This is a genomic window from bacterium, assembly GCA_023230585.1.
Lineage (GTDB): Bacteria > Ratteibacteria > UBA8468 > B48-G9 > JAFGKM01 > JALNXB01.
This window is the reverse complement of sequence record JALNXB010000002.1, coordinates 77,173-100,675: the sequence shown is the minus strand read 5'-3', so window position 1 is coordinate 100,675 and position 23,503 is coordinate 77,173. Positions and strand designations below refer to the sequence as shown.

Annotated in this window: 15 protein-coding genes, 1 tRNA gene, 1 pseudogene and 1 riboswitch; of the genes and pseudogenes, 11 read left to right on the top strand and 6 right to left on the bottom strand. The window is 36.7% G+C overall.

Features of this window, described 5'->3' with window-relative positions; all coding sequences use genetic code 11:
* Positions 1-103: 103 nt before the first annotated feature.
* The 6 genes from M0P98_01155 to M0P98_01130 all read right to left on the bottom strand — a co-directional run bounded on the left by M0P98_01155 (position 104) and on the right by M0P98_01130 (position 8,257).
* A complete protein-coding gene (locus tag M0P98_01155) occupies positions 104-2,089 on the bottom strand; it encodes an OPT/YSL family transporter (GenBank protein ID MCK9265487.1) in 1,986 nt (661 codons plus the stop codon).
* 14 nt (positions 2,090-2,103) lie between these two features.
* Positions 2,104-6,489 (bottom strand): M28 family peptidase, encoded by a 4,386-nt coding sequence (locus M0P98_01150; protein MCK9265486.1) that lies wholly within the window; start codon positions 6,487-6,489, stop codon positions 2,104-2,106.
* Positions 6,479-7,012, bottom strand: a complete 534-nt coding sequence (locus tag M0P98_01145) for a hypothetical protein (protein ID MCK9265485.1) — start codon at positions 7,010-7,012, stop codon at positions 6,479-6,481. Before M0P98_01145 ends, M0P98_01150 begins: the two co-directional genes overlap by 11 nt.
* On the bottom strand, positions 7,009-7,206 hold the full coding sequence (locus tag M0P98_01140; GenBank protein MCK9265484.1) for a hypothetical protein: 198 nt from the start codon (positions 7,204-7,206) through the stop codon (positions 7,009-7,011). Before M0P98_01140 ends, M0P98_01145 begins: the two co-directional genes overlap by 4 nt.
* A 104-nt stretch (positions 7,207-7,310) precedes the next feature.
* A tRNA-Leu gene (locus M0P98_01135) sits at positions 7,311-7,391 on the bottom strand.
* 11 nt (positions 7,392-7,402) lie between these two features.
* On the bottom strand, positions 7,403-8,257 hold the full coding sequence (locus M0P98_01130) for a glycine--tRNA ligase subunit alpha (GenBank protein ID MCK9265483.1): 855 nt from the start codon (positions 8,255-8,257) through the stop codon (positions 7,403-7,405).
* A 224-nt stretch (positions 8,258-8,481) separates the two neighbouring features.
* On the opposite strand from M0P98_01130, the gene M0P98_01125 reads away from it, so the two are divergent.
* The 11 genes and pseudogenes from M0P98_01125 to M0P98_01075 all read left to right on the top strand — a co-directional run bounded on the left by M0P98_01125 (position 8,482) and on the right by M0P98_01075 (position 23,111).
* Positions 8,482-9,738 (top strand): DegT/DnrJ/EryC1/StrS family aminotransferase, encoded by a 1,257-nt coding sequence (locus M0P98_01125; GenBank protein MCK9265482.1) that lies wholly within the window; start codon positions 8,482-8,484, stop codon positions 9,736-9,738.
* Positions 9,739-9,929: 191 nt separating this feature from the next.
* A riboswitch (cobalamin riboswitch) is annotated at positions 9,930-10,107 on the top strand.
* Positions 10,108-10,221: 114 nt separating this feature from the next.
* Positions 10,222-10,305 (top strand): annotated as a pseudogene (locus M0P98_01120) (prepilin-type N-terminal cleavage/methylation domain-containing protein).
* 39 nt (positions 10,306-10,344) lie between these two features.
* Positions 10,345-10,944, top strand: a complete 600-nt coding sequence (locus tag M0P98_01115) for a hypothetical protein (GenBank protein ID MCK9265481.1) — start codon at positions 10,345-10,347, stop codon at positions 10,942-10,944.
* 9 nt (positions 10,945-10,953) lie between these two features.
* Positions 10,954-11,814 (top strand): helical backbone metal receptor, encoded by an 861-nt coding sequence (locus M0P98_01110; protein ID MCK9265480.1) that lies wholly within the window; start codon positions 10,954-10,956, stop codon positions 11,812-11,814.
* A 172-nt stretch (positions 11,815-11,986) separates the two neighbouring features.
* Positions 11,987-12,976: an iron ABC transporter permease gene (locus tag M0P98_01105; GenBank protein MCK9265479.1), complete on the top strand. Its 990-nt coding sequence runs from the start codon at positions 11,987-11,989 to the stop codon at positions 12,974-12,976.
* Position 12,977: 1 nt separating this feature from the next.
* Complete coding sequence (locus tag M0P98_01100) at positions 12,978-13,772, top strand: ABC transporter ATP-binding protein (protein ID MCK9265478.1); 795 nt, start codon at positions 12,978-12,980, stop codon at positions 13,770-13,772.
* A 451-nt stretch (positions 13,773-14,223) separates the two neighbouring features.
* Entirely contained in the window at positions 14,224-15,621 is a 1,398-nt protein-coding gene (locus tag M0P98_01095) for a hypothetical protein (GenBank protein MCK9265477.1), read from the top strand.
* Positions 15,622-15,858: 237 nt separating this feature from the next.
* Positions 15,859-16,377 (top strand): hypothetical protein, encoded by a 519-nt coding sequence (locus tag M0P98_01090; protein MCK9265476.1) that lies wholly within the window; start codon positions 15,859-15,861, stop codon positions 16,375-16,377.
* A 16-nt stretch (positions 16,378-16,393) separates the two neighbouring features.
* On the top strand, positions 16,394-18,211 hold the full coding sequence (locus M0P98_01085) for a DUF11 domain-containing protein (GenBank protein ID MCK9265475.1): 1,818 nt from the start codon (positions 16,394-16,396) through the stop codon (positions 18,209-18,211).
* Positions 18,212-18,223: 12 nt separating this feature from the next.
* Positions 18,224-21,574, top strand: coding sequence for a carboxypeptidase regulatory-like domain-containing protein (locus tag M0P98_01080; GenBank protein MCK9265474.1), 3,351 nt, complete (start codon positions 18,224-18,226; stop codon positions 21,572-21,574).
* Positions 21,498-23,111, top strand: coding sequence for a hypothetical protein (locus M0P98_01075; protein MCK9265473.1), 1,614 nt, complete (start codon positions 21,498-21,500; stop codon positions 23,109-23,111). Before M0P98_01080 ends, M0P98_01075 begins: the two co-directional genes overlap by 77 nt.
* Positions 23,112-23,503 lie beyond the last annotated feature (392 nt).

Sequence of the window (23,503 nt, the reverse complement as noted above, 5' to 3'; positions counted from 1 at the left end):
GTAGCACCCCACCACCTTGATTTACACAAAAGACAATAAAAAAGTAAAATTGAAAGACCAACTCAAGGTTCAATTAATAGTTTATAAATAAACTTAATTAACCTCAGAAGATAATCTGGAAAACAGTTTTAGCAATCAACGCTACCGCAACAGAAACCATACCTACCAAACCCATTCCGCAAGAATAACCTGCAAGAATAATTGGAGTATACCTTTTCCATTGAGGTCCAATTTTTTTTGAAAAATAGAATCTTCCAAGCAGTGCTCCAGCAAACATAGGGAAAGCTGCATGAGGTAAAGCACCCAACCCACCTATCATTCCATAAAAAAGCCCCATAGGTAACTTTAATAATGTCATCACAACATATAAAACGCCTCCAAAGGCAGCCGCTGGTACAATACGAGAAAATTTAATAGCTTGTAACATCCAGTTAGAACCAGCGCCTTTTAAAGTACTGGTTACCCACAGAGTTTGGAACATAGCACTCATAGGCCACATCTTCTGTACATACGGATAAGTTGAAGAAGGTATGGGTGCCATTCTCCAGATAATTGACCAGAAAAGAAAACTACAAAAAAGCATTATAGCAAGTGTAGTAAACGATGCTTTGTAGTATGAAGTAAATTTTGTTCTTGTTAATTCTAAGGTTTTAAAAGTTTGAGCCAATCCACCGTGATTAAAATAAGGGATTGGAGCAAACCAGATATCTGCCCCTTTATATCCACTTAAAATAAAAGTACCTTCTCTAACATAAGGAAAAGAAACTCCTCCAGCAACGCCTGTTATACCAAACATTCTTGCAGAAGTATAACTCAATAAAGGGCTTAAAACAAAACCAAACATTACAAACAATATGATTGGAAACGCTGGAACAAGTATTTTGCAAATCACTATATAGATAAGTGTAGAAAGAAACCATAGCCCTAATGCAATAGGTAGCGGGTAATCTCCCCTATTTTCTGGAAGAACTTCCTTCTTTTTAATTGTACTTTTCCCTTTCTTAATATATGCTTGTATTGTCTTTACTAAACCTGTTATTGTAACAACTATAGCACTACCTATACCAACATTTATCCAGAAATCCATTGAAGCAACAATATTTGTAGGAATTGCTGTCATTCCTTGGTGCCAATTTTTAATTATACCTATCTTATAAAGTATAGGGTTTCCAATAAGATTTGCTACTACTGAACCAATAAAAGTACCACATACCACCCAAAAAGGTAGAACAAACCCTGACAACACTATACCAAGTTCTGTACTTATACCCAAAAGAGCAGCAGGAAATTTAACTCCTATCTTATCAGTAAAATCTATCCAAGGTATTGGAAGCAACTGAACAGGGTTAGACATCATCAACCCAGTTATGGTAGGTATTACCACATAAACCGCTCCAAATATAATGCCTATCATAGCAGAAATACTAAATACTCGCCACCTCCAAGTCTCCTTTTTACTAGAAGATTCTGCAAGAGCGTTCATTCCTTCTGCAGAAACAGGAGCCATAGGGAAAGGAAGGGATTCTCTGTCACTGGTTATCCTAAACAAAAAATATCCCATAGTATATCTATTAATTCTGTAAAGCACGTTATGTACAACTATTAGCAATATAGGTACAAGCCAAGCTCTATGGAAAAAAGTTCTTCTAATGATAGCGTCAGAATTTGCAGGTGGAACAGCCCATGTAGGTATTTTGTCGTGGAGCCCCATAGATTGAGCGTAAGGTGATTGAATAAGGTATTGTTTCCAAATAAGGTCGGCAAAAGCACCGCCCTGCAATGTAAGTCCAGCAGCTCCAAGTATCAAACCAGCTGACATAAGACCACTTACTATTTGGAATGTTACAAACAACTCTTGTCTTTTTAACTCTATAAAAGACCTCTTGGATATTTCAACAAGTAGAATAACAGTTACCCATGAAGCAGCCCCTACTAAGCCGCCCCCTGTCATAAGCCCAAGGTAAATGGTTCCGGGAAGCATTACAAATCCAATAAAAAGCGCAGCCCAGATAGTTCGTAAGTTAAACCCGTCGCGAAACTCCTCTTGTATCTCTAAATCTTGAAATTCATCTCTTATTTTTTCATCCATTTTACCTTCCTTTTTTAATCTATTTTAAGAATCTCTTTTCCCTTCTTCTCATAGTTCTTCTTAACTTCTTCATTAACTGTTCGCCATATAAGAAACTGTTTCCTCATACTGTCAAGAAATCTGCGGTTAAGACGTTTCCAGTCGGTCTCCTCACCACTTGTTCTTTTCATAACAAGAGTTATAAGGTAAAAATCATATTCTCCCATAGGTTTAAGAACCATTCTTACAGATTGGCTTACTGCCAAATCAAATGGTGCAAGCCAAACCTTGGTATCAAGCAAATACTTATTCTTACCAGAATCGAGTTTCTCATATTTTAATTCAGCTCCAGATGTATAAAAATTACCTATAGAAATATCAAGGTAAGCATTATAATATTCTGTTAAAAAAGTCACCATACCTAAAACCTCTATTTCGTTGAGAGTAAAAGGAAATTCAAATTCCCACAAATCTCCTTTAGGTTCAGGGAGAATCCATCTTCTGGTAACATCAGGAACAGCCATTTGAGAAGCTTTTCTGGCAGGATAAAGTGTTGATAAAAGTACAGTAATAAATATAATTATGGTTGCAAAAACAGCTGAAAGCGATGAATAGTTCAACACAAGCCCTTTAAGCATCCCCATAGACATAAGAAATTTTGCAAGAATCTGACCAAGGAGATACCCACTAACCGCTCCTAAAACAGCGTAAACAAGAGATTCTGCAAGGAATAAGGATGATATGTGAACAGGAGCAAGCCCAACGGCACTATATGTTCCTATCTCTCTTATTCTTTCATAAACAGAACCCAACATTGTATTTAAAACAATTAAGGCAGCTATAAGTATAGGTATCAAAAGATTAGCTAACCCTGAAAAAGATGTTAGTCCTATACTGCTATAAACATAAGTTTTACCTTCAAGTCCTGCAAAAATGTTTACTGCTAATTTGGACACAAAACTCTCTGTTACAGCCATCCCATCAACATCTTCGTTAAATCCAATAGCTATCGAATTGATAGTACCGTTCATATTCATAAGGGTAGTAAAAGGCATAATAATAACATTGTCTGACTCAACCCGTGGGAAAATATCAAGTTCTGTCTCTGTAGTTTCGGCAACTCTTTGACGCCTTGACTTTATTTGAGTTAGTTCAAGTTCTGGTATTACAGAAAAATTTACAGGTGTTATAAGTTCATTATCAAGGTCTTTCATATCACCAAACGTCTTGCCGTCAAACATTCCTTTCAAAAGAAATTCTTTTCCGTAAATTTCAACATATTTAATCCCAACATCATTTTTAGAAAGACCAAGATGAGTAGCTGTTCTTTCAGATATAATCACTGAATCTTCATTATCAGAATCGAACCACTGCCCCTTTGTTAATGAATCTTTAAAAGGCATTACTTCATTCGCTGATAAACCCAAAAGCCCCATTGCCAAAAAACTATTTCCATCGGAGATAACATCAATAGCTGTTCTATCGCCCACCTCACCCATAATATACCACGCTCTCGGAGAGATAACGCCGTGAGATGAAAATTCGTTTTCTACATAGTCAAAAACAACATTTGTTATAGGTGCGTGTGAGCGGTCCCTAAAAAGAATTCCTTTGTAGGAAGGGTTATAAGGTCTTAACACCTTATTGAACTTCATATGGGTCTTAATTGAAGTAAAAGAAAGTACTGTAAATGTAAGAAGAATCAAGGTAACAGAAGTTAAAGCAGTTCGTACTTTACGTCTTTTCATATTTGCAACGCCAAGCGAAAATGCTGTAGCAGTAGCCGTGACCCTACCAACATCAGTATTATAAATACTTGTACTTTCCATCTTCATCTGTTGCATCTGCTCTTCAAATTTAGAAGCAATAATAGTTATAACAATCCCAGATAAGGTTAAAACTATAAACGATAACAGGATAACCTCTGGCGCTTCGGTCAACTTAAAAGCAGGGTGAACACTTCTCATTATCCAATAAACTACAAGAAATATACCGCCAATACCAGCTATTCTTGCTTCTGTTTTTGAAAAACCAAAAATAAGCCTTTCTGCAAAAAAAGCAAAAGGCAACAGAAGCATAAAGTAGAAGATTATACCTTTCACAACATCATTAGCAGTGTTTCTTACATCAGGGTAAGCCCTTGATTCCATAGCAAGCGCTTGTCTGGAAAATTTCAAAAAATCATACCATTTTTTCTCTCTTCTTGCTTCTTCTGCTTGAGCAAGAAGTTTTCTTGACTCTTCTTGAAGTTCTGTAAGTCGCTCATTTTTAATACCAAACTTTTCAAAATTCGTTTTTCTAAAACTACTAAGAATATCCATATCTCTTGCACCTTGATATGGTGTGTTAAGAATAGAATTTATATCATCAACAGCAAAACCCATACCCTCTGCTTTTTCTTGGTTTACGTCTTTTCCTTCAGAATTTAAAAGCAAAAGTCTTCTGCCAAGCAGACCAGACAACCCAATAACCTTAACGTGAGTATCTGGTTTTGCAAAAACAACAGCAAGGGGTTCCGCATAAGATGTCCAAGTACTAAAAACATTACGTAAATAAAAACCGTACTGGGTAGGAAGACTGTTTGCTCTATCAAAAACATCTATCTTATTAAGAGAGGTAAGATATTGAGGGTCTATCAGTTCAAAAACACCTATAGGTTTTGCTTCAAACAGGACATGCATCCAACTTTTATCTCTATAATCCATTACAACCCTTATAGGATATTGCTGAGCACCGCCACTACCTAAATCTGAAGCAAGAACAATTTTTCCTGTTTCAGTATCAAGCAAAAAACCAGACAATTCACCAACAGTACTCATTTTTAACATAGAAAATTGAGCTCTACCTCGTTCATCGGCAAGTCCAATCAAACTATTTCTAACTCCAAGAGAAGTTTTTTCCTGAGTATAACCTCTACCAGTCATTCTCGGCACAACAAGAGCATTAACAACCGGGTCTTTAGGAACAAAACTTGTTGTTGGGTCAAAGGTTGTTACATTAACTGTCAATGAAGCAAGGGAATCTTTTAAATCGAGTTCTGTTTCTGGAAAAAGTTTTTCATCTCCAACTGCCTTTTCAAGAAGTTTCTTTATAAAAAATGTCTGTTTTTTTACGTTTGCAATATTAACTTTTTCAAAAGTATCTGTTGGAGTATCAACCCTCCATCTACCGTCGTTAACAGTAACAAGAGAAACAGATGGAACTCCGCTATATATAACATATTCTCCGTCTGTCCTTATTTTACACGGCATAAAAGTGTTCCACACTCTACCTTTTTCTGGCATTATGCCATTTACAAGAGCAAATTCCTCATTGTAACCAAATCTTTTACATATCTCGCCAGAGTAATCAAGGAATTTTCTTGCAAAGGAAGTCATAGCCCTCTGGTGAAAAGCTTCTTCGGAGTTATACCACACGCCTAAACCTGAACCTCTATCAGAAAGTTCAAGGCCTATGAAAAGAGAAACGTTTATTCTATCTTTATCAGAAATTCTTTTCTTAAAGAGAGGGTCTTTTCTTAAATGTTTCTGCACAAAATCGTTAATTCCTCTCATACTATGAAAGTGAGAGGAGGTAGCAAGAAATAACAGCGTTCTATCAGGTGGGTTTTCTTTAAAATATTCAGCAATTTCAAGCATAGTAGCAATACCAATAGAAGAAGTAGCGCCCGGTGCTACGGAAGGAACAACACTAATACTATCATAATAACTTTGTATTACTATAACCTCATTTTTTAATTTACTGTTCTTTCCTTCCATATATCCGAAAATATTGTAATCATCAGTTTTCTGCCAAGTCATTCGAGCAAATATTTCAGCATCTTTATTTTTACTTGCAACATCAATCAAATATTGGCTATTCTCCCCAGCATAAAACCTTGGAACATCTATTGGAGTATCAACAAACTTCTTCTCTGCTTCTAACCTGGTAATATTTCCAAGATTAGTAAAAACAAAAGCCCTTGCACCCAACATAGCAAGAGTTTGCCACATATCTGCAGAATCAAAATCCAGAAGTATTATGCTACCTTCGACATCGTGTCCATCGAGCAATTTCCAATCACCTTTCTTTGCATAAATAATTTTACCTTTAACTCCTGCAGGAGGCACAGTAGAAGTCCTAATCAAGTTAGGCCATAAACAATACAGGTTAGTGTTTTTACCATCAACAGTCACATAAGCAAACTCTTGAACAGGCATAGGAACATTAAACTTTTCTTTAGTAATTTTGGTAAGACCTGCTTCTTTAAATTTTTTCTCGATAAAGTTAGAAGCCTCTATATGACCTTGGTAACCAGGTACTCTTGAAGAGAGAGAAGAAAAATATTTTAAGTATTCAATAGAATCATTAGCATTTAAAAGACAAGGTAAAACAAAAAGCAGTGCAATAAAATAGGCTTTAAGCCTGAATCTATTCCTCATTTTTAACTTCCTCCCTAATTTTTAACCAAGCATTTTTTGAACCTGGATTTACATTTAATTCCTTTACAAACTCTTCTTTTGCTTCTTTTTCTCTACCCGTTTCTTCATAAATCATACCCTTTAAAAAATGTACATTCGGGTAAAATTGATTGGCAGAAAGAACTTTATCGCAGTTTTCCATAGCGGTTTCATACTCTTTATTATAGTAACGTACAAGTGAATTATTAAAGAGAAGATTTGTGTTATCAGGAAAATAAAAAAGACCTTCTTGTATCCACTTATCAGCTAAAGAAAGGTCATTTTTAATAATATAAGCCATTATCATCTTTTCGTATCCCAATGCACTCTTCTCTTTTTCCAAAGATTTTTTCCATAACAAAATTGCTTTATCAACATCTCCAGAAGCAAAAAAAACATCCCCTTCTTTAATTTCTTTTGCCCCTTGAGGATCTTTCGAACTGAAAGGATAGCAACCACAAAAAAAAAATAATAACAAAAAAAGCAATATTTGATTAAATTTCATTTATTAAAAACCGAATTAAACCTTTTAAAACGCCTTATCAATATAAAACCAAGCAACAATAACACAACTATCAAAACAATTCTACTAACAATACTTTCTCTATTTAGAACAGTTGGCCACAAAGTTACTATAGAAACAATTATTGCGACATCTTCCCATAAAGGCGTTTTCTTAAATTCCTTATTATCTTTCATTTGATTTTTTCAAGTAACCACAAGTCAATTACCAAAACAAACTATAATTTTGAGAGCCCAAACCCAACAATTTTAAATTATCTTTTACTTCTATATCTTGATAGTGCCGGGAGGGGGACTCGAACCCCCATGCTGGAAGCATACGCCCCTCAAACGTACGTGTCTGCCAATTCCACCATCCCGGCTATCATTTATATTACTCTATTATAACATTTTTTCTGTCAAGGTAAAGTTCAGCACAAATCCTTGCAAGTTTTCTCACTCTTCCTATAAACCTTACCCTTTCACTAACGCTTATCGCCGTTCTTGCATCCAGAAGATTAAATATGTGTGAAAGTTTCAAAACATAATCGAACGCAGGGTACAAAACTTTCTCTCCGAGAATTCTTTCTGCTTCTCTTTCAAATTTTTCAAACAATTCAAAAAGCATATCTGTATCTGCTTTATCAAAACCATAAATAGAATAATCTTTCTCTCTATCTTTGTAAAGTTCACCATAAGAAACATTATTACTCCATAAAAGTTGATAAACATTACTCTTTTTTTGAATAAAGTTTGATATTCTATCCAACCCGTACGTAATTTCAACTGAAGGTGGAGAGAGATCTATTCCACCAGCTTGTTGCATATAAGTGAATTGAGTAATCTCAAGCCCATCAAGCCAAACCTCCCACCCTACTCCCCACGCACCTAAGGTTGGAGCCTCCCAATTATCCTCAATAAACCTTATATCATGTTTTGCAACATCTATACCTATAGATGAAAGACTTTTAAGATAAATCTCTTGTATGTCCTGTGGAGGAGGTTTCATAATAACCTGTATTTGGTGATGCATATATAGTCTTATTGGATTATCCCCATACCTTCCATCAGCTGGTCTAACAGAAGGCTCCATATAAACAACATTCCACTCCTTTTCTCCAAGAATACCAAAAAAAGTTGCTGGGTTAAGAGTGCCCGCTCCCACCTCTACATTATATGGGTGCCAAAGGTAACAACCTCTACTTAACCAGTAGTTCTCCAAATTTCTCCAGATATCCTGAAAGGTAATAGTCTTATTTTCCATTTTTTAGATATTATACTTAAACTTATGATATTGTCAAAATGCCCATTCCCATTCTTGTTTTTAATATGTATAATAAACTTTAATTAATATATTATACAATATTTATTAAGGGTGCACAATATAATCATTTGACAACCCACGTATGAAGGATATAATTTAATCACAAAATCAATTTATTCAAAAATTCTTACCATTAAAAGGAGAAGAAGATGAATATCTATAACGAAGAATTGAAAGAAATTATTGATTTATGGAACCTAAAACCTGAGGTTAAAAAAAAGATTTTTAACCTACTTGATGAAAATCCCTCTATAAAACCTGCTCACCTTTTCCGTTATTATTGTCCCGACGAAAAACAGAATAAGGTCGGTAAATTAGAGAAAATGTTTACTCAAAAATTTAATTCAAAATACGCCCTTGCTGTCAACTCTGGAACATCTTCTTTATTAGCAGCTCTTGTTGCCTGTGACATTGGTCCTGGAGATGAAGTTATAGTGCCTGGGTACACTTTTTTTGCTAGCGCCTCTGTGGTTGTTGTAGCAAAGGCTATCCCTGTAATTGCAGAAATAGATGAAACCCTAACTTTAGATGTAAAAGATGTAGAGAAAAAAATAACCCCTCAGACAAAAGCCATTATCCCTGTTCATATGAGAGGATTACCAAGCAATATGGACGGAATAATGAAAATAGCTAAAAAATATAAACTAAAAATCATTGAAGACGTAGCACAGGCAGCAGGCGGAAAATATAAAGACAAATATTTAGGAACCTTTGGAGATGCAGGATGTTTTAGTCTTGATGCGTACAAGATAATCGCAACTGGTGAAGGCGGCATGCTTTTAACCGATGACGAAAAAACCTATATTAAAGCTCAAAGTTGGCACGATACGGCAGCTTGTTGGAGACCCAACAGATATGAAAAAGAAAGAATGCAAGGAGAACTTTTCTGTGGAGAAAATTATCGGCTCAGCCAAGTACAAGGTGCTATAGGTATTGCACAAATGAAAAAACTCAATAAGTATATAACTAAACTTAGAAAGAATAAAAAGATTCTTATGGAATCCTTGGAAGGAAAACTTAAAACTCAAACCTTAGCCCCAATAAACGATATAGAAGGCGATTGCTCCACAAACTTAATTCTTCTTTCTAAAACTTCTGAAAAAACAAAAGAAAAACTTGAAACTCTTAAAAAGAAAGGAGTACCTGCAGGCGGCATATACGACCAAACAGTAAGAGATTGGCATATTTACAAGTTCTGGGAACACATTTTGCAGAAGAAAACGCCCACAGAAGAAGGGTGCCCTTTCACCTGCCCCTACTACAAAGGAGAATTGCCTGACTACAACCAGAATATGTGCCCCCAAACCCTTAGCATACTTGAACGGGTTATAAGCATATCAATAAATGAAAACTGGACCAGGCAAGATATCAAAAAAATTGCTGAAACAATAATAGAAAACCAGTAAAGTTTAAGAAAAGACGGTGTTCCCCCTGCATGTTATTCCGAATTTATCCCGAGTACCCCCGAGGGACCCTTTACGGAGGTCTGCCCTCCGTCTTTATGGGACGCAGGCGAAAGAGGAATGGAGAGGTTGTTATGCAACACGCCCTCCCTTTATTCCACCAGTAAAATTTGACATTATAATTTACATAAGTCATAATAATACAAAATTAGAGTGCCCACTGGGCTTAATAGGGAAGTGCTAAAAGCCACGCTCCCGGCGCTGTAAGGATAAACGAAATTCTAATCCACTCTTCATATAACGAAGGGGAAGGAAGAAAAGTAGGTTATAAAATCCTAAGTCAGAAGACCTGCTCTAATAATGCCAACCTTTTCCTGCGGGATAACAGGAAGAAGGAACAAGTTTTCGGGCAAAGTAAATCAGGGTGCAGCCCGTCACGTATGTGGCGGGCATTTTTTTTATCCCATACCAACAGGAAAAGAAAAAATGAAGAAAAAAGGATTTACTTTGATTGAACTGCTTGTTGTAATTGCTATAATTGCCATACTTGCAGCAATGTTGTTACCAGCCCTTGCTAAGGCAAGAGAGCAAGCAAGAAAATCTGTCTGTATGAACAACCTTAAGCAATTATCTCTTGCTTTCCTTATGTATGTAAACGATTATCAAGAGTACTTTCCTCCAGCATACTATTTCGCTTCTGATTGGAGTTGGCAGAACAACTGGGATTTCTATATTGAGTACGAAGGGTGGGAAGTTGACCCAAATAAAACAAAAGGCGGTATCATATCTTCTTATTGTCCTTCTGGAGAGGTATGGCAATGCCCTTCATTTTTCGTAGAAAAAATAGACAGACCTTCTACTGGTTACGCTTACAATAGTTATATTGGTGGTGATTTGGGTGCTTCCTCCCCTACCCTTCCAGTAAAAATGGCTGCAATCAATAATCCTACAGAGACAATACTCCTTGCTGATAGCGGATATTTAAATACCACTACAGGTAAAATCGATGGTAACAATATTTTGAGAGGACCAAACGACCCTTCGTATCAATGGATAGGACCAAATGTTCATTTTAGACATAACAGCACAGCCAACGTTGCTTTTGTTGACGGAAGTGTTCGTTCTTATGCCACTAAATACAATATAAGTGCTACAGAAAAAAACCTGGCAGACCTTTCTTCTGACGGGAAAATGTATGAACTTAAATAAGGAATACAAATGAAAAGAAAAATAATTTTCCTTATTAGTTTGGGTGTTATTATACTTCTTTTTTTTCTTCTACCAAACTCCAAAAAAGATAACACCATTGTACCTAAAAACGAATCTAAATTAAGAATAATATCACTTGGTCCTTATGTTACTGAAAACCTGTTTCTGCTTGGAATGGACAAAAATATAATTGGTTTAACAATTCACGACCTTCCTGAGAGAAAAAAAAGGAAAGAAATTATAGGCACCCTTATTGCTCCCAACATAGAAAAAATACTTACCTTAAAACCAGATATCGTTATCGGCGCAAAAGAAGGTAATAAACCAGAAACAATATACGAACTTCAGAAGTTAGGAATAAGAACCCTTACATTAAAAGAACTCTACTCATTTGATGATATTAACAACAATTTTCTTGCATTGGGAGAAATCCTTAATGTTAAAAAAATAGCTGAAAATATTATTTCAAGAAACCTAACAGAACTAAATCAAATATTAGACAAACCAGAAGAAGAAAAGAAGAAGAAAGTTTTTTTCATACTTGGTTTCAACCCTCTTATTACAACTGGAAGGAATACCTATATAAACGAAATGATATCTTTTGCAGGTGGTGAAAACATTTTCAAAGATATAGAGAAAAAATGGTTCACTTGCTCTTTTGAAGAAGTTGTCAGAAGAAATCCAGATGTTATACTATTTATAGGAATGGATAAAGATACCAACTTTTTTGATAACAGACTTTCCGAAATAGGTGGAATAAAAGAATCTTCCTGTTACGAAATGGAAGATACCGTTATTGGTAGCCCCACACCAGAAACTTTTGTTAACTCAGTTAAAAAATTAAACGAACTATTTTACAAGCTACCTTAAAAAATCCCCATTTTTGCCCTCTACCCATAGTGAAGAGGGATTAAGGGTGAGGGGGTCTTTTGCTTTACGTCTTTTTGTGTCTTTGCAAGCGTTTCTTAGCGTGGCAATTCCCTCGGGGATACTCGGGACAAGACCCGTCAAAGGCGAAAAGGAATGAGGTAGGGATATAACAATGGTAAGAATGAAAAAAGGAACAATATTGTCAATTAAAAATAGATATCTTCTATTGTCAGCATTGTTTTTAACTACCCTAATTTTTGGAATAAGTGTTGGTGTCAAAAACATAAATTTTTTGCACTTCTTTTCTCTTTCAGAACTTGATAAAACAATTCTTCTACGTATCCGAATACCTCGAATTCTGGCAACTTTTATTGTAGGAGCAGGATTATCTGTTACCGGTTCAGTTTTACAAGCTACCTTAAAAAATCCGCTCGCAGAAAGTTATACACTCGGAATATCAGGGGGCGCTTCACTCGGAATATGTGTAGGAGTTCTTATGGGAAAGGTTCTGGTTATACCTTTTTTTGCCTTCATAGGAGCTTTAGCAAGCGTATCAATAATACTTACCGCCTCAATAAAAAAACGTTTTTCAAACACATCAATAATACTTTTAGGGGTGGCTCTCAACTTTCTATTTTCTTCTTTTGTCTTATTCCTTTTAGCAGTAGTAAAAAACGATAAGTTTCAATCCACAATGCTCTGGCTTATAGGTGATTTTTCTTCCTTCCCTACAAAAATTTTACCTTTATCTTTTATCATTATACTCTGCTTATCATTATACTTTGTTTTTTCGGGCAAAATTTATGATATTTTAAGTTTAGGAGACGAAAAAGCAACCTCTTTAGGGATAAACGTAGAAAAAGAGAAGAGGACATCTTTTTTCTTATCCTGTATTATAGTAGGGTTATGTGTTAGTTTATCTGGTTTAATTGGTTTTGTAGGGCTAGTCTCTCCCCATATATCAAGATATTTTTTTGGCACTCCGCACAAGAAAAACCTACCAGCAACTTTTTTAATAGGTGCAACTTTTCTTATGTCTGCAGATACAATTGCAAGAACTCTTATAAAACCGATAGAAATACCTGTTGGAGTAATAACAGGGTTTTTTGGAGGACTATTTTTTCTCTTTATGCTTTTATATAGACGAGAAAGAGGGATTTAATATGTTAAAACTAAAAAACCTAAGTTTTTCGTATAAAACAACTCCAGTATTAGGGAACATATCAACTGAAATAAAACAAGGCGAATTTCTAGGGATAATCGGTCCTAACGGTTCTGGTAAAACTACTCTACTAAAGTTAATCGTAAGAATATTAACTCCTTCAAAAGGCAATATTTTTCTTGATACAAAAAATATAAAAGATATACCCTACTCAACATATTCGCAGAAAGTTTCCTTCCTACCCTCAAACCTTGAAACCCATTTCCCTTACACAGTTGAAGAATTCATTTCAACAGGCAGAGCTCCTTATATAAATAGATACGGTATCCTGAATGCGGAAGACCTCCAAATAATTGAAGAAACAATGGCTCTTTTTGAATTAAAAGATTACAACAACTTAAATATAACAGAACTTTCTGATGGAGAAAAACAGAAAGTTTTTCTTGCGCAAACAGTCGTTCAACAACCCGCTTTACTAATTCTTGACGAACCCACATCTCACCTTGATATAGGTCACAGTTACAAAATTATGGATATAATAAAAGAACTAAACAATAAAGGAACAACCATTATATCAGTTTTGCATAACCTAAACCTTGCATCAGAGTATTGTAGCAACCTTACTCTTATGAATATAGGCAAGATAGTTTCCTCAGGTAGCCCTTCTGATGTCTTAACCTACCAAAATATAGAAGAAACATATAAAACAAAAGTTTTAGTCTACAAAAACCCTCATTCAGGCAAACCTTACGTCTTTGGACTTCCAGCCCACCAATTAAAAAACTCTAAAACTTGATTTCCCCGCCCTCAAGAGGAGAGGCAATTAGAGGGGAAATTCTCTCTCGCCCATTTTGTTATCTTGAACTTGTTTCAAGATCTCTAACCTAACCCACTTAACATAAGCGGTAAAAACGAGATTCCGGATCAAGCCCGGAATGACATAAATGGGGAAGCGGAAGCAATAGCAAAGATGAAATAAGGAAAACACACACCATACTTTTTTAGTTCTTATTTTCAAAACTTGACAAACAAAATAAAATAAGTATAATAATTGTATTGATATCATTTTAGTTATTATTGCAAGGGCAGGAAGCAAATTTTTATTGTAAATACTCCGTAATAAAGAGTAAGAGCAAGGTTTTGAATTAAATTATATTTACTGTCATATTTTATTCTAATAATTTCCAAAAAACCTTCCAAAAACTCCTTAAATTTGGTGTATTATATTTTTATTTTTATTAAATATTATGAAAAATTTATTCAAAAATATTGGGTTTTTTACTCTACTATTAACCTTGTTAATATCCTCTTCTGCTTTTGGGGCTTGGGTACTCGGTGGAGACGCAACATTTTCTGGGCAGAGAATTATCCTAACACCTGCATCAGGGGATAAAGCAGGGGCTGCCTGGTCTGATTATCAACTTGACTTATCAAAGGACTTTGATTTTACTTTTATAGCCAATTTTGGAAATCGAAATAGTGACGGTGCTGACGGTATCGCCTTTGTTTTTCATCAAGACCCCAGAGGAACAGGTGCTTTTGGAGACACATCTTATGGAGGAGAATGGATAGGATGTTATGGTATTCTTCCAGCGGTTGCTGTGGAGTTTGATACCTACCAAAATACTGCCAGAGGCGACCCAAGTGCTGACCATATAGGTGTTAACCTTTATCCTGCCAACGGTACTGGTGTCCCCAACCATTCAGGGCAAGCGGCTGTGCAAGCTCGTCGTACTAATACCAACATTGAAACAGGAAACGATTATACAATAAGGGTTGTTTGGACTGCCTCAATAAATAGGTTGCAGGTCTATTTTGATGGTTCACTTAGATTAACTATGACAAGAGATATTGTTTCTCAAGTTTTTGGTGGTAACCCTTTAGTGTGGTGGGGATATACAGCTTCAACTGGTGGTGCTTGGAATAAACACGAAGTTCTTGTCAACCCATCTATGTCAGTTACAAAAACAGGTCAGCCAACATCAGTAAACTCTGGCGAAGAGATTACCTACACCATAACAATAACAAATACAGGAAACGCTACAGGTATAGTCGGAGAGATTGAAGATACTCTCCCGTCTGGTTTAACTTATGTAAACGGTTCAACAACTGGACTTACCACAGACAACCCCACCATTAACGGACAGAAACTTACTTGGACTGGTTGTTGGTGCGTTCAACCAGGAACGTCCAACAGACGAACCCTTACTTTTAAAGCAATTGCAGGCGAAACACCGGGTATTACATATAATAGCGTTATAATAAGAGGTTCTTTCCCAGATACTGGCTCGGGAGGTACGGCTCCTGTAACTATACACGGACCTGTTTTAACTCTGGAAAAATTTGTTGACAAGACAACTGCGACTCCCGGTGAAGAAATCATTTATACAATACAATATAAAAATATAGGCGACAGAGACGCCAGAAACATTATTATAGTTGATACAGTGCCTTTTTATACTTCTTATGTTGCAGGTAGTTTAAAATCTGGAGCTGCTAACTCAACGTATCAGAATGCGACTTCTCTGACTGATGCTCAAGATAGTGATATTGGGAATTCTGATGGGACAACTGTGTCTTTTATTATCCCTTCTGTATCTGCAAATGTTACGAGAAGGGTCTTTTTTAAAGTAAAAGTGGATTAAAAGCAAGAGGGAAAGCCCATCCTTTCCCCTTCTACCCTTAGGGGAAAGGAAAGTATGGGAGAACAATTTCCTCCCTTCTGTCTTTGCGAGTCGTTTTGTGACGTGGCAATCTCGCCGAAGGCGGAAAAGAAGGGAGGTTACGTGAGTTAGATGAGAGATCCTGAAACAAGTTCAGGGTAACAAAGTGGGACATAAGAATAAAAACATTTTATTTACATATTACAAGGAGGTGAAATAATGAAAAAAATTGGTCAGATACTTGTATTATCGTTATTTCTTTTTACCGGCATCGTAACAGCTCAAACAAAAGGGTCAACTGCTCCTTCACAAAAGGAAGGTCTTTCTCTTGTAATGAGTGTTGAAAGAGAGGCAACCATTAAAAAAGACGGTAAAACTCAAATAAAATTGGAACCGGTAAAGAAGACCTCAAAAGGGGACATACTTGTTTATACTCTTAAATATAAGAACGAGGATAAAGAAAAACTTACATCCGCATCTTTTGTAACCCCTATACCCGAAGGAACATCTTATCAAGATAAGAGCGCTGTGGGTAAAGGGACTGATATTCTTTTTAGCATTGATAAGGGAGTTGTGTACCGGAAACCCCCTATCAAATATTCTGCCAAAACTTCTGACGGTAAAACAGAAGAAAAAGTGGCAACTCCGGATATGTATACACATATAAGATGGGTTTTAATGAAGGACTTACAACCTGGAGATACAGGAAGTGTAACCTTTAAAACAAAAGTAAGATAACTATAAGGAGGAAGTAATGGAAGTAAAAAGTAAAAGTTTGTTTAATAAAAAGAAAAGAAAAAAAGGAGGTGAAATAATGAGAAAAGTTCTTTTAATTTCAAGCATAATAGCAATCTCAGCACTTATGTTTGCGCCTATGGCAATGGCTAAAGGAACTCCAGCTGGCACTGAGATTAAAAACAAAGCATACGCTGATTATAAAGATGCAAACGGCAACGATAAAAGCAGAGTATACTCAAACGAAGTAACTACTGTAGTTAGCCAGGTTGCAGCTATAAACATAACACCTAACACTGGTAACCAAAGTGGTGTTGCAGGTAGCGAAGTTGCTTATCCAGTAACAATATGTAACGATGGCAACGGAGACGATACCTTTACTCTCGGTGTAGCAGATACAACCTGGACATCAAAAATATATTTTGATACCAACGGCGACGGTGTTTGGGACCCACTTACAGAAACAACTGAGGTAACAAGTACAACTCTACTTGCAGCTGATGCTTGTTATAAGGTTATTGTTGTTACAACAATACCTCCAACAGCAGCAGATGGAGCAGAGAGTACTGCAACTTTAACTGCTACATCAACTTTTGATAACACAGTTAAAGAGACAGGTACATATAAGACAACCTCATTAAAAGCTGTATTTAGTATAGTGAAATCTGTGGTTGACACTCCAGCAAACCCGGTACCTGGTGATATCATAACTTACAGAGTTAACGGTGAGAATACCGGTAGCGCTGATGCAGAAGATATTAGAGCTGAAGATACTATCCCTACTGGAACAACTTATGTTGCTGGAAGTATGAGATATGGGCCCATAACAACTACATACTCCACTGCAACAGCTCTTACTGACGCTAACGATGGAACTGAACAAGATGGTATAGGCGGTTACTTTGACGGAACTAAGGTTATATATACAAGAGAAACCTTCCCAGCAGGAGAAAAAGGTTCTTTCTTCTTCCAGGTAAAAGTGAACGACACAATAACTGAAGGCACAAATATTACCAACACGTTGACTGCATACCACAAACATATTGATTTGCCTACAGAATATACAACAACCAGTAATACAACTACAACTACAGTAGGTTCTAAACCAGCTATAGAGGTAAAAGACAACGGTATATACTCAGGTGACCCCGGTACTCAGATTGTCCACGCCTTTACTGCTACAAACAAAGGGAACGCACCTGATACAATCAATATAACCTACTCATCTGGATTGGGCTGGACTTGGAAATTTTGGGTAGACGTTGATGGTAATGGTATCCCCGGCACAGACGGCGATTACGAAATTTACGACACAAACTCTGACGGCATAATAGATACAGGAGTCCTTGCTGCAAACGGTGGGTTTATAAACATCCTTGCGGTTGCAACGATACCTGTTGGCACAACAGATGCTAATGTTGATACCACTACCGTTACAGGAACTTCTGTTAAAGATAACACCTTAACAGATGCAATAACTATAACTACAACCTGTAAAGCACCTGTATTATCTCTTAGCAAAACAGTGTCACCAGAAGGACCTCAACCTCCAGGAACTGAACTTACTTACACAGTAACTGCTACCAATACAGGTTCTGGAAACGCAACATCTATTATTATTTATGATGTTGTACCTCAATATACTACTTATGTGACTGGTAGTATCAAAACAGGTGATACTGTTGCGACTTTGATAACAAGAACCGATGCTTCAGATAATGATGGAGGTAGTTATGACTCCAACTCCAAAACAATAAGAGCAGGCGGTTCAGGTACACCTTTAACACTTGGGCAGAACGGAACTTGGGTGCTCCAGTTTAAGGTAACGATTGATTAAGTAAGGAAAAAAATGATAATAGGAGTAATTAAAAAACTTTTGAGGTATAAAAGACCGGCGGCAGTAGCTGTTGTAAGTATGCTGTTTTTTGCTTACACTATTGCTCTTTTTGCGGCACCTACGCCGCCGGGCACTCCTATTATTAATATTGCTTCAGTTGAATATAAAGATGCCAACTTGAACCCTTATGATGGAGATACCCCACCTGTAACAACTATTACTACAGAAAGAACTCAAGGTATTATAGAGTTTTTCAACGAGAATTGGGAACCCAAATCTGTATATAAGGTAGGCGAAACGTTATATATACAGGTAACAGATTTAGACCAGAACATTTACAGAGATATAGAAGAGACAGTAACCATAACCCTTACAGATAGCCAAACAGGTGATACAGAAACTATAACACTTTATGAAACAGGGATTGATACAGGTGTTTTTAGGGGCTCTATACCTACAACTTCTGCTCCTTCTGTTCCAAACAACGATATTCTATCAGTAAGAGAAAACACTATTATTAAAGCCATATATACCGACCCTCTCGACCCACAACCTGTGGTTGAAAGTGTTGCTTATATAGACCCTTATGGAATTGTTTTTGACTCTATTACAGGCAACCCAATAGAGGGTGTGGTTGTAACCCTGATGGATGCAAGTACAGGGGTAGCAGCTGACTTACCTTTTGACCCTAACCCTGTTACAACCGATTCTGACGGAAAATACGCTTTTCCTCTGGTCCCACCCGGAATATTTTATCTTTCATTATCTTCTCTACCAGAAGGTTATACTTACCCTTCAGTTGTTCCTACCTTAGAGATGCCTTCAGGGTACGAAATAGTCAACGGTTCAAGGGGCGAGAATTTTGAACTTACACCTTTAACTCCACCTTTAAATATAGATATCCCTATAGACCCAAAAGCATCAGAGTTTAGCATAACAAAAACAGCCAATAGAACAACTGCTTCTATAGGCGATATTATCAGATATTCCGTAAAAATAACCAACCAAGGTAATGTTGATATAACCAACATAAGTGTTACAGACGTGATGCCGCATAGTATAAGTTATGTTGAAGGTTCCACAAAGTTTGATTCTTTACCCGCACCCAACCCAACAATTACAGGTAGAACACTTGTTTGGGATATACCTATAATCAACTCCAACACTTCTATAGAAATAACATATAACGCCATAATCAGTGTTGGTACTAAAAAAGGTGACGCTAAAAACAGAGTTATAGCAACTGGAACAAGTGTTGGTAAAAGCATTTCTTCACCTCCAGTATCTTTCACTATAAAAATTAATGAAGGTGTTTTCACTTCAAAAGGCACTATTATAGGTAAAGTTTTCCTTGATAATAACAGAAACAAAATTCAAGACACTGACGAATCAGGTATAAAAGGTGTTGTCTTATATACTCAAGATGGTACACGGATTGTAACCGATGAACAAGGAAAATACTCAATACCTGGTGTTACTCCCGGCACTCATATAATAAGGATCGATAAGACAACTATTCCCGACGGATTAAAACCATACCCTATATCAAACAGGTTTATGGGTAACAATATCTCACAATTTGCTGATATACTCCCAGGTGGACTATTTAGGGCTGATTTTGCTTTAATAGAAGAAGATATATCTAAAGACGAAACACCTACAACTATAAATACCATACAGATAGCTTCTTTCCAAAAAAGAGATACTAAAAACGCTATACTTACCGCACAAAAATTAGAGAAAGAAGGATTTAAGAACCTTAGGGTTGAACTTATACAAGATAAACTAACTTTAAGAATGGGTAACTATAACTCAACAGCAGATGCACAAGTTGACCTTAAAAAAATTAAAAAGGACTACTCGAGTGCGTTTGTCAGAAGGGCGTATATACTTCCTGATAGAGTTGTTTATCCAGATGTTTCACAAAAAACTGATGAGACCATTGTAAAAGAAGTTGTAGAAACACCGGTCGCACCACAAACTCAAGAAGAAAAACTGGAGTTATTAAAGGAAGATATAGTAAATATGGTACCTGAACTTGATTTTATTTCTCCTTTAGATGGGACATATCTACCTAAAAAATCTACCAACGTAATGTTTAAGGCGCCTTTAAATACTGCAGTTACTTTATATCTTAACGGTACAAAAGTAGAAGATACAAAATTAGGTATGAAACTTGAAAGCAACCGTTCAAGAACATCTGTATATGAATATATAGGTCTACAATTAAAGCAGGGAGCCAGCAACATTTTTAAGATTGAAGTTGTTGACCAGTTTGGAAACGTTAGAGGTGTAAAAGAGGTTACAGTTACAACTCCAGATAACCCGTTTGAGATTGTGGTCAACCCAAAAGAAAAGAAGGTTCAAGCAGACGGAATATCTATACTTGAAGTGGAAGCATTTATTAAAGATAAAAACGGTAACCTGCTTGAATATCCTACCTCTTTTACTGTTGAAACAAGTGTAGGCGAAATAGTTACCAAAGATATAGACAAATCAACCCAAGGTATACAAGTATCTTGTAATAAAGGGGTAGCAAAATTCCAGATTTTATCTCCAATATCTCCTTCTTTATCCACAATAAAGGTTTATTATGACAATTTGGTTGGTGAAAATACAGTATTCTTCTCTCCTTACCTGCGTCCTCTAATGCTTATAGGTTATGGAGAGGTTGCTCTTGGGTATAGCAGAACAAAAGGCAACACATCTTACCTTGATAAAAACTGGATGAAACAAGAAGGTCTTGGGGTTGCAGGAAGAGGTGCGCTTTTTGCTAAAGGAGATATAGGTAACGGTTTCCTTCTTACGGCGTCTTTTGATACTGCAAAAGAGAAGGATGACGATTTCTTTCATGAAAGAGTTAAAAACACAGAAACAGAAGACAAATACCCTATATACGGTGATGATAGCAAACTCGAATATGAAGCCGAATCAAAAGACAGAATGTATATAAGGGTAGATAAAGACGAATCCCATATTATGTATGGAGATATACGGACAGGGTTTAACGATTCAAAACTTAACTCTTACGAAAGAACTTTTACAGGGTTAAAATCAGAAATCAAGAAAGAGGATTTTTCTTTCAAGAGCTTCTTGAGCCATACCAACCAGGTCCAAAAAATTGATACCTTCCCAGCAAAAGGTATATCTGGTTACTACTATCTTACCAGCAGGTCTGTTATTGAAGGTAGCGATATGGTTATTATTGAAACACGAGATAGAAACCGACCAGAAAAAATACTTACAAAAGATAGAATGAGAAGAGGTAACGACTACGTTATAGATTATGATATTGGTGGTATTTTATTCAAAAGAGCTATACCTTCTCACGATAGCAACCTTAACCCTATCTTTACCGGGTAACACAACAGTAAAGACAGAGTTTTCTCAGACAGAATCTATATTTGATATAAGCAACACCTTCACTCCCAAAAAAGATACAGGTTGGTTGATTGAAGTTGATTCGCACCCTACCGATAACCTGCTATTATCTGCATACTACAGAAATATAGGCGACTACTTTGATAACCCATCAGCTATTGATGTAATGAGAGGTACAGAAAAATACGGGTTTGAGGCAATACTTAAAGCAGATGAAACAACCTGGTTAAAAGCCACCTACTTTGATGAGAAAGATACTCTTAACAATATGAAACACCAGTTTGGCAGTATCGGTGCCGGTAAAAAAATAGGTAAAACAACCATAGAAGCAGAATTTTATAGAGAGACAGCAACCGATAATTATGTATCACCATCAAGCCCTTCTTCCCGTGAACCATTTGATTTTAGCGAAGATACACCAGAAGAAGCAACAGGTGCAAAGGTAAGGATTGAACAGCAACTCAATTCAAAGGTATCTGTCTTGCTTGAACATAAACAAAATTTCCTTGCAGACGAGGGAACAGCAACCCGTGCAGGAATAGATTACAAAATTGATGATACTAGAAAAGCGTACCTACGGCAGGAATACGGACATTTTGAGGATAGAAAAGAGATGAGAACAGCGCTTGGAGTGGAAGCAGACCTTACACCTTCAACTTCAGCTTTTAACGAATACCGTTTGAGCGGTGGCATAGACGGGAACAATTCTCAACAAAGTATTGGATTGCGTAACAAATTCAATTTAGCCGATAACATTACAGGCAACGTATCCGTTGAAAACCTTACTACTCTTAGCGGAAAAGAGCGGCAGAGCCAACCAGACGCTTTTGCTGCTGCTTTAGGGCTTGAATACCTACCTAAAGATGACCTAAAAATAACATCAAGGTTTGAACATAGGCGCCAGACATCGGAAAGGTCTAACCTGGCAGAGTTATCTATTGCAACTATGCTTAACCCAGAATACTCATTTATGCTCAGACAACGGTTATTCTACAACTCCTTTATTGGTGGTGGCGAACAGATAACTGCAAGAACACTTTTGGGCACAGCATACAGACCTATAACAAATAACAAATTTAACGCCTTAGCTCGCCTTGAGTTTAAGGTAGATAAAAATACTAACTCTTCACCATCTTATAACGAAACCTCTTATATAGGTTCAGTTGAGGGGAACTACCAGTTTAACAGCAAAACTCAGTTCACAGGTAAATATGCTGGTAAACTAACCAATGATGCCGATATTTCCAGTTATTCAGACCTTATATCTGGACGTCTCTTACATGATATAACAGACAGGTTTGATTTAGGGCTTGAACTTAGGTTGCTAAACTCTTATGATACCGGAACAAGTTTTATTGGTGGTTCAGCTGAAATAGGTTATAGGGTAGTAAAAGATTTATGGTTCTCGCTGGGTTACTCTTTTGATAGTTTTGACCAAGACCTTACAGGTAGCACTTATAGCGGTAAAGGTCCTTACATTATGTTAAGGTTTAAACTCGACGAAAACCTCTTCAAATAACTCCTCCATCCCACTCTCCTCTAGGGTCTTGTCCCGAGTATGCCCGAGGGAGAGATGAAATCCACCCAAATTCTCCTCTCCTCTGGGGAAGAGGATGTAAGGAGAGGGGGGCTTTTATGTTTATGTTTTTTGCTTGTCACTATCCCATCTTAGCGTCCAATTTTGTCATCCTAAACTTGTTTCCGGATCTCTAACCTAACCCACCTAACATAAGTAATAAAAACGAGATTACGGATCAAATCCAGAATGACATGCAAGGAGCAACTTCATCTTTTATTGTTACGTCCTTCGTTTTTTCTTAGCCTGCTAACTGCACCTCCACCTACGCTACAATACAAGCTTCGGCGGACAAGCCTCATCCCATTAACCTCTCTGCAAACTCTTTGGGACTT

What these genes read in the sequence shown, in the direction of transcription:
- M0P98_01100 (MCK9265478.1), top strand. Translation starts at nt 12,978, where the DNA reads ATGTTAAAACTAAAAAACCTAAGTTTTTCGTATAAAACAACTCCAGTA.
- M0P98_01155 (MCK9265487.1), bottom strand. Translation starts at nt 2,089, where the DNA reads ATGGATGAAAAAATAAGAGATGAATTTCAAGATTTAGAGATACAAGAG.
- M0P98_01095 (MCK9265477.1), top strand. Translation starts at nt 14,224, where the DNA reads ATGAAAAATTTATTCAAAAATATTGGGTTTTTTACTCTACTATTAACC.
- M0P98_01115 (MCK9265481.1), top strand. Translation starts at nt 10,345, where the DNA reads ATGAACAACCTTAAGCAATTATCTCTTGCTTTCCTTATGTATGTAAAC.
- M0P98_01125 (MCK9265482.1), top strand. Translation starts at nt 8,482, where the DNA reads ATGAATATCTATAACGAAGAATTGAAAGAAATTATTGATTTATGGAAC.
- M0P98_01140 (MCK9265484.1), bottom strand. Translation starts at nt 7,206, where the DNA reads ATGAAAGATAATAAGGAATTTAAGAAAACGCCTTTATGGGAAGATGTC.
- M0P98_01150 (MCK9265486.1), bottom strand. Translation starts at nt 6,489, where the DNA reads ATGAGGAATAGATTCAGGCTTAAAGCCTATTTTATTGCACTGCTTTTT.
- M0P98_01110 (MCK9265480.1), top strand. Translation starts at nt 10,954, where the DNA reads ATGAAAAGAAAAATAATTTTCCTTATTAGTTTGGGTGTTATTATACTT.
- M0P98_01145 (MCK9265485.1), bottom strand. Translation starts at nt 7,012, where the DNA reads ATGAAATTTAATCAAATATTGCTTTTTTTGTTATTATTTTTTTTTTGT.
- M0P98_01075 (MCK9265473.1), top strand. Translation starts at nt 21,498, where the DNA reads ATGATATTGGTGGTATTTTATTCAAAAGAGCTATACCTTCTCACGATA.
- M0P98_01105 (MCK9265479.1), top strand. Translation starts at nt 11,987, where the DNA reads ATGGTAAGAATGAAAAAAGGAACAATATTGTCAATTAAAAATAGATAT.
- M0P98_01090 (MCK9265476.1), top strand. Translation starts at nt 15,859, where the DNA reads ATGAAAAAAATTGGTCAGATACTTGTATTATCGTTATTTCTTTTTACC.
- M0P98_01080 (MCK9265474.1), top strand. Translation starts at nt 18,224, where the DNA reads ATGATAATAGGAGTAATTAAAAAACTTTTGAGGTATAAAAGACCGGCG.
- M0P98_01085 (MCK9265475.1), top strand. Translation starts at nt 16,394, where the DNA reads ATGGAAGTAAAAAGTAAAAGTTTGTTTAATAAAAAGAAAAGAAAAAAA.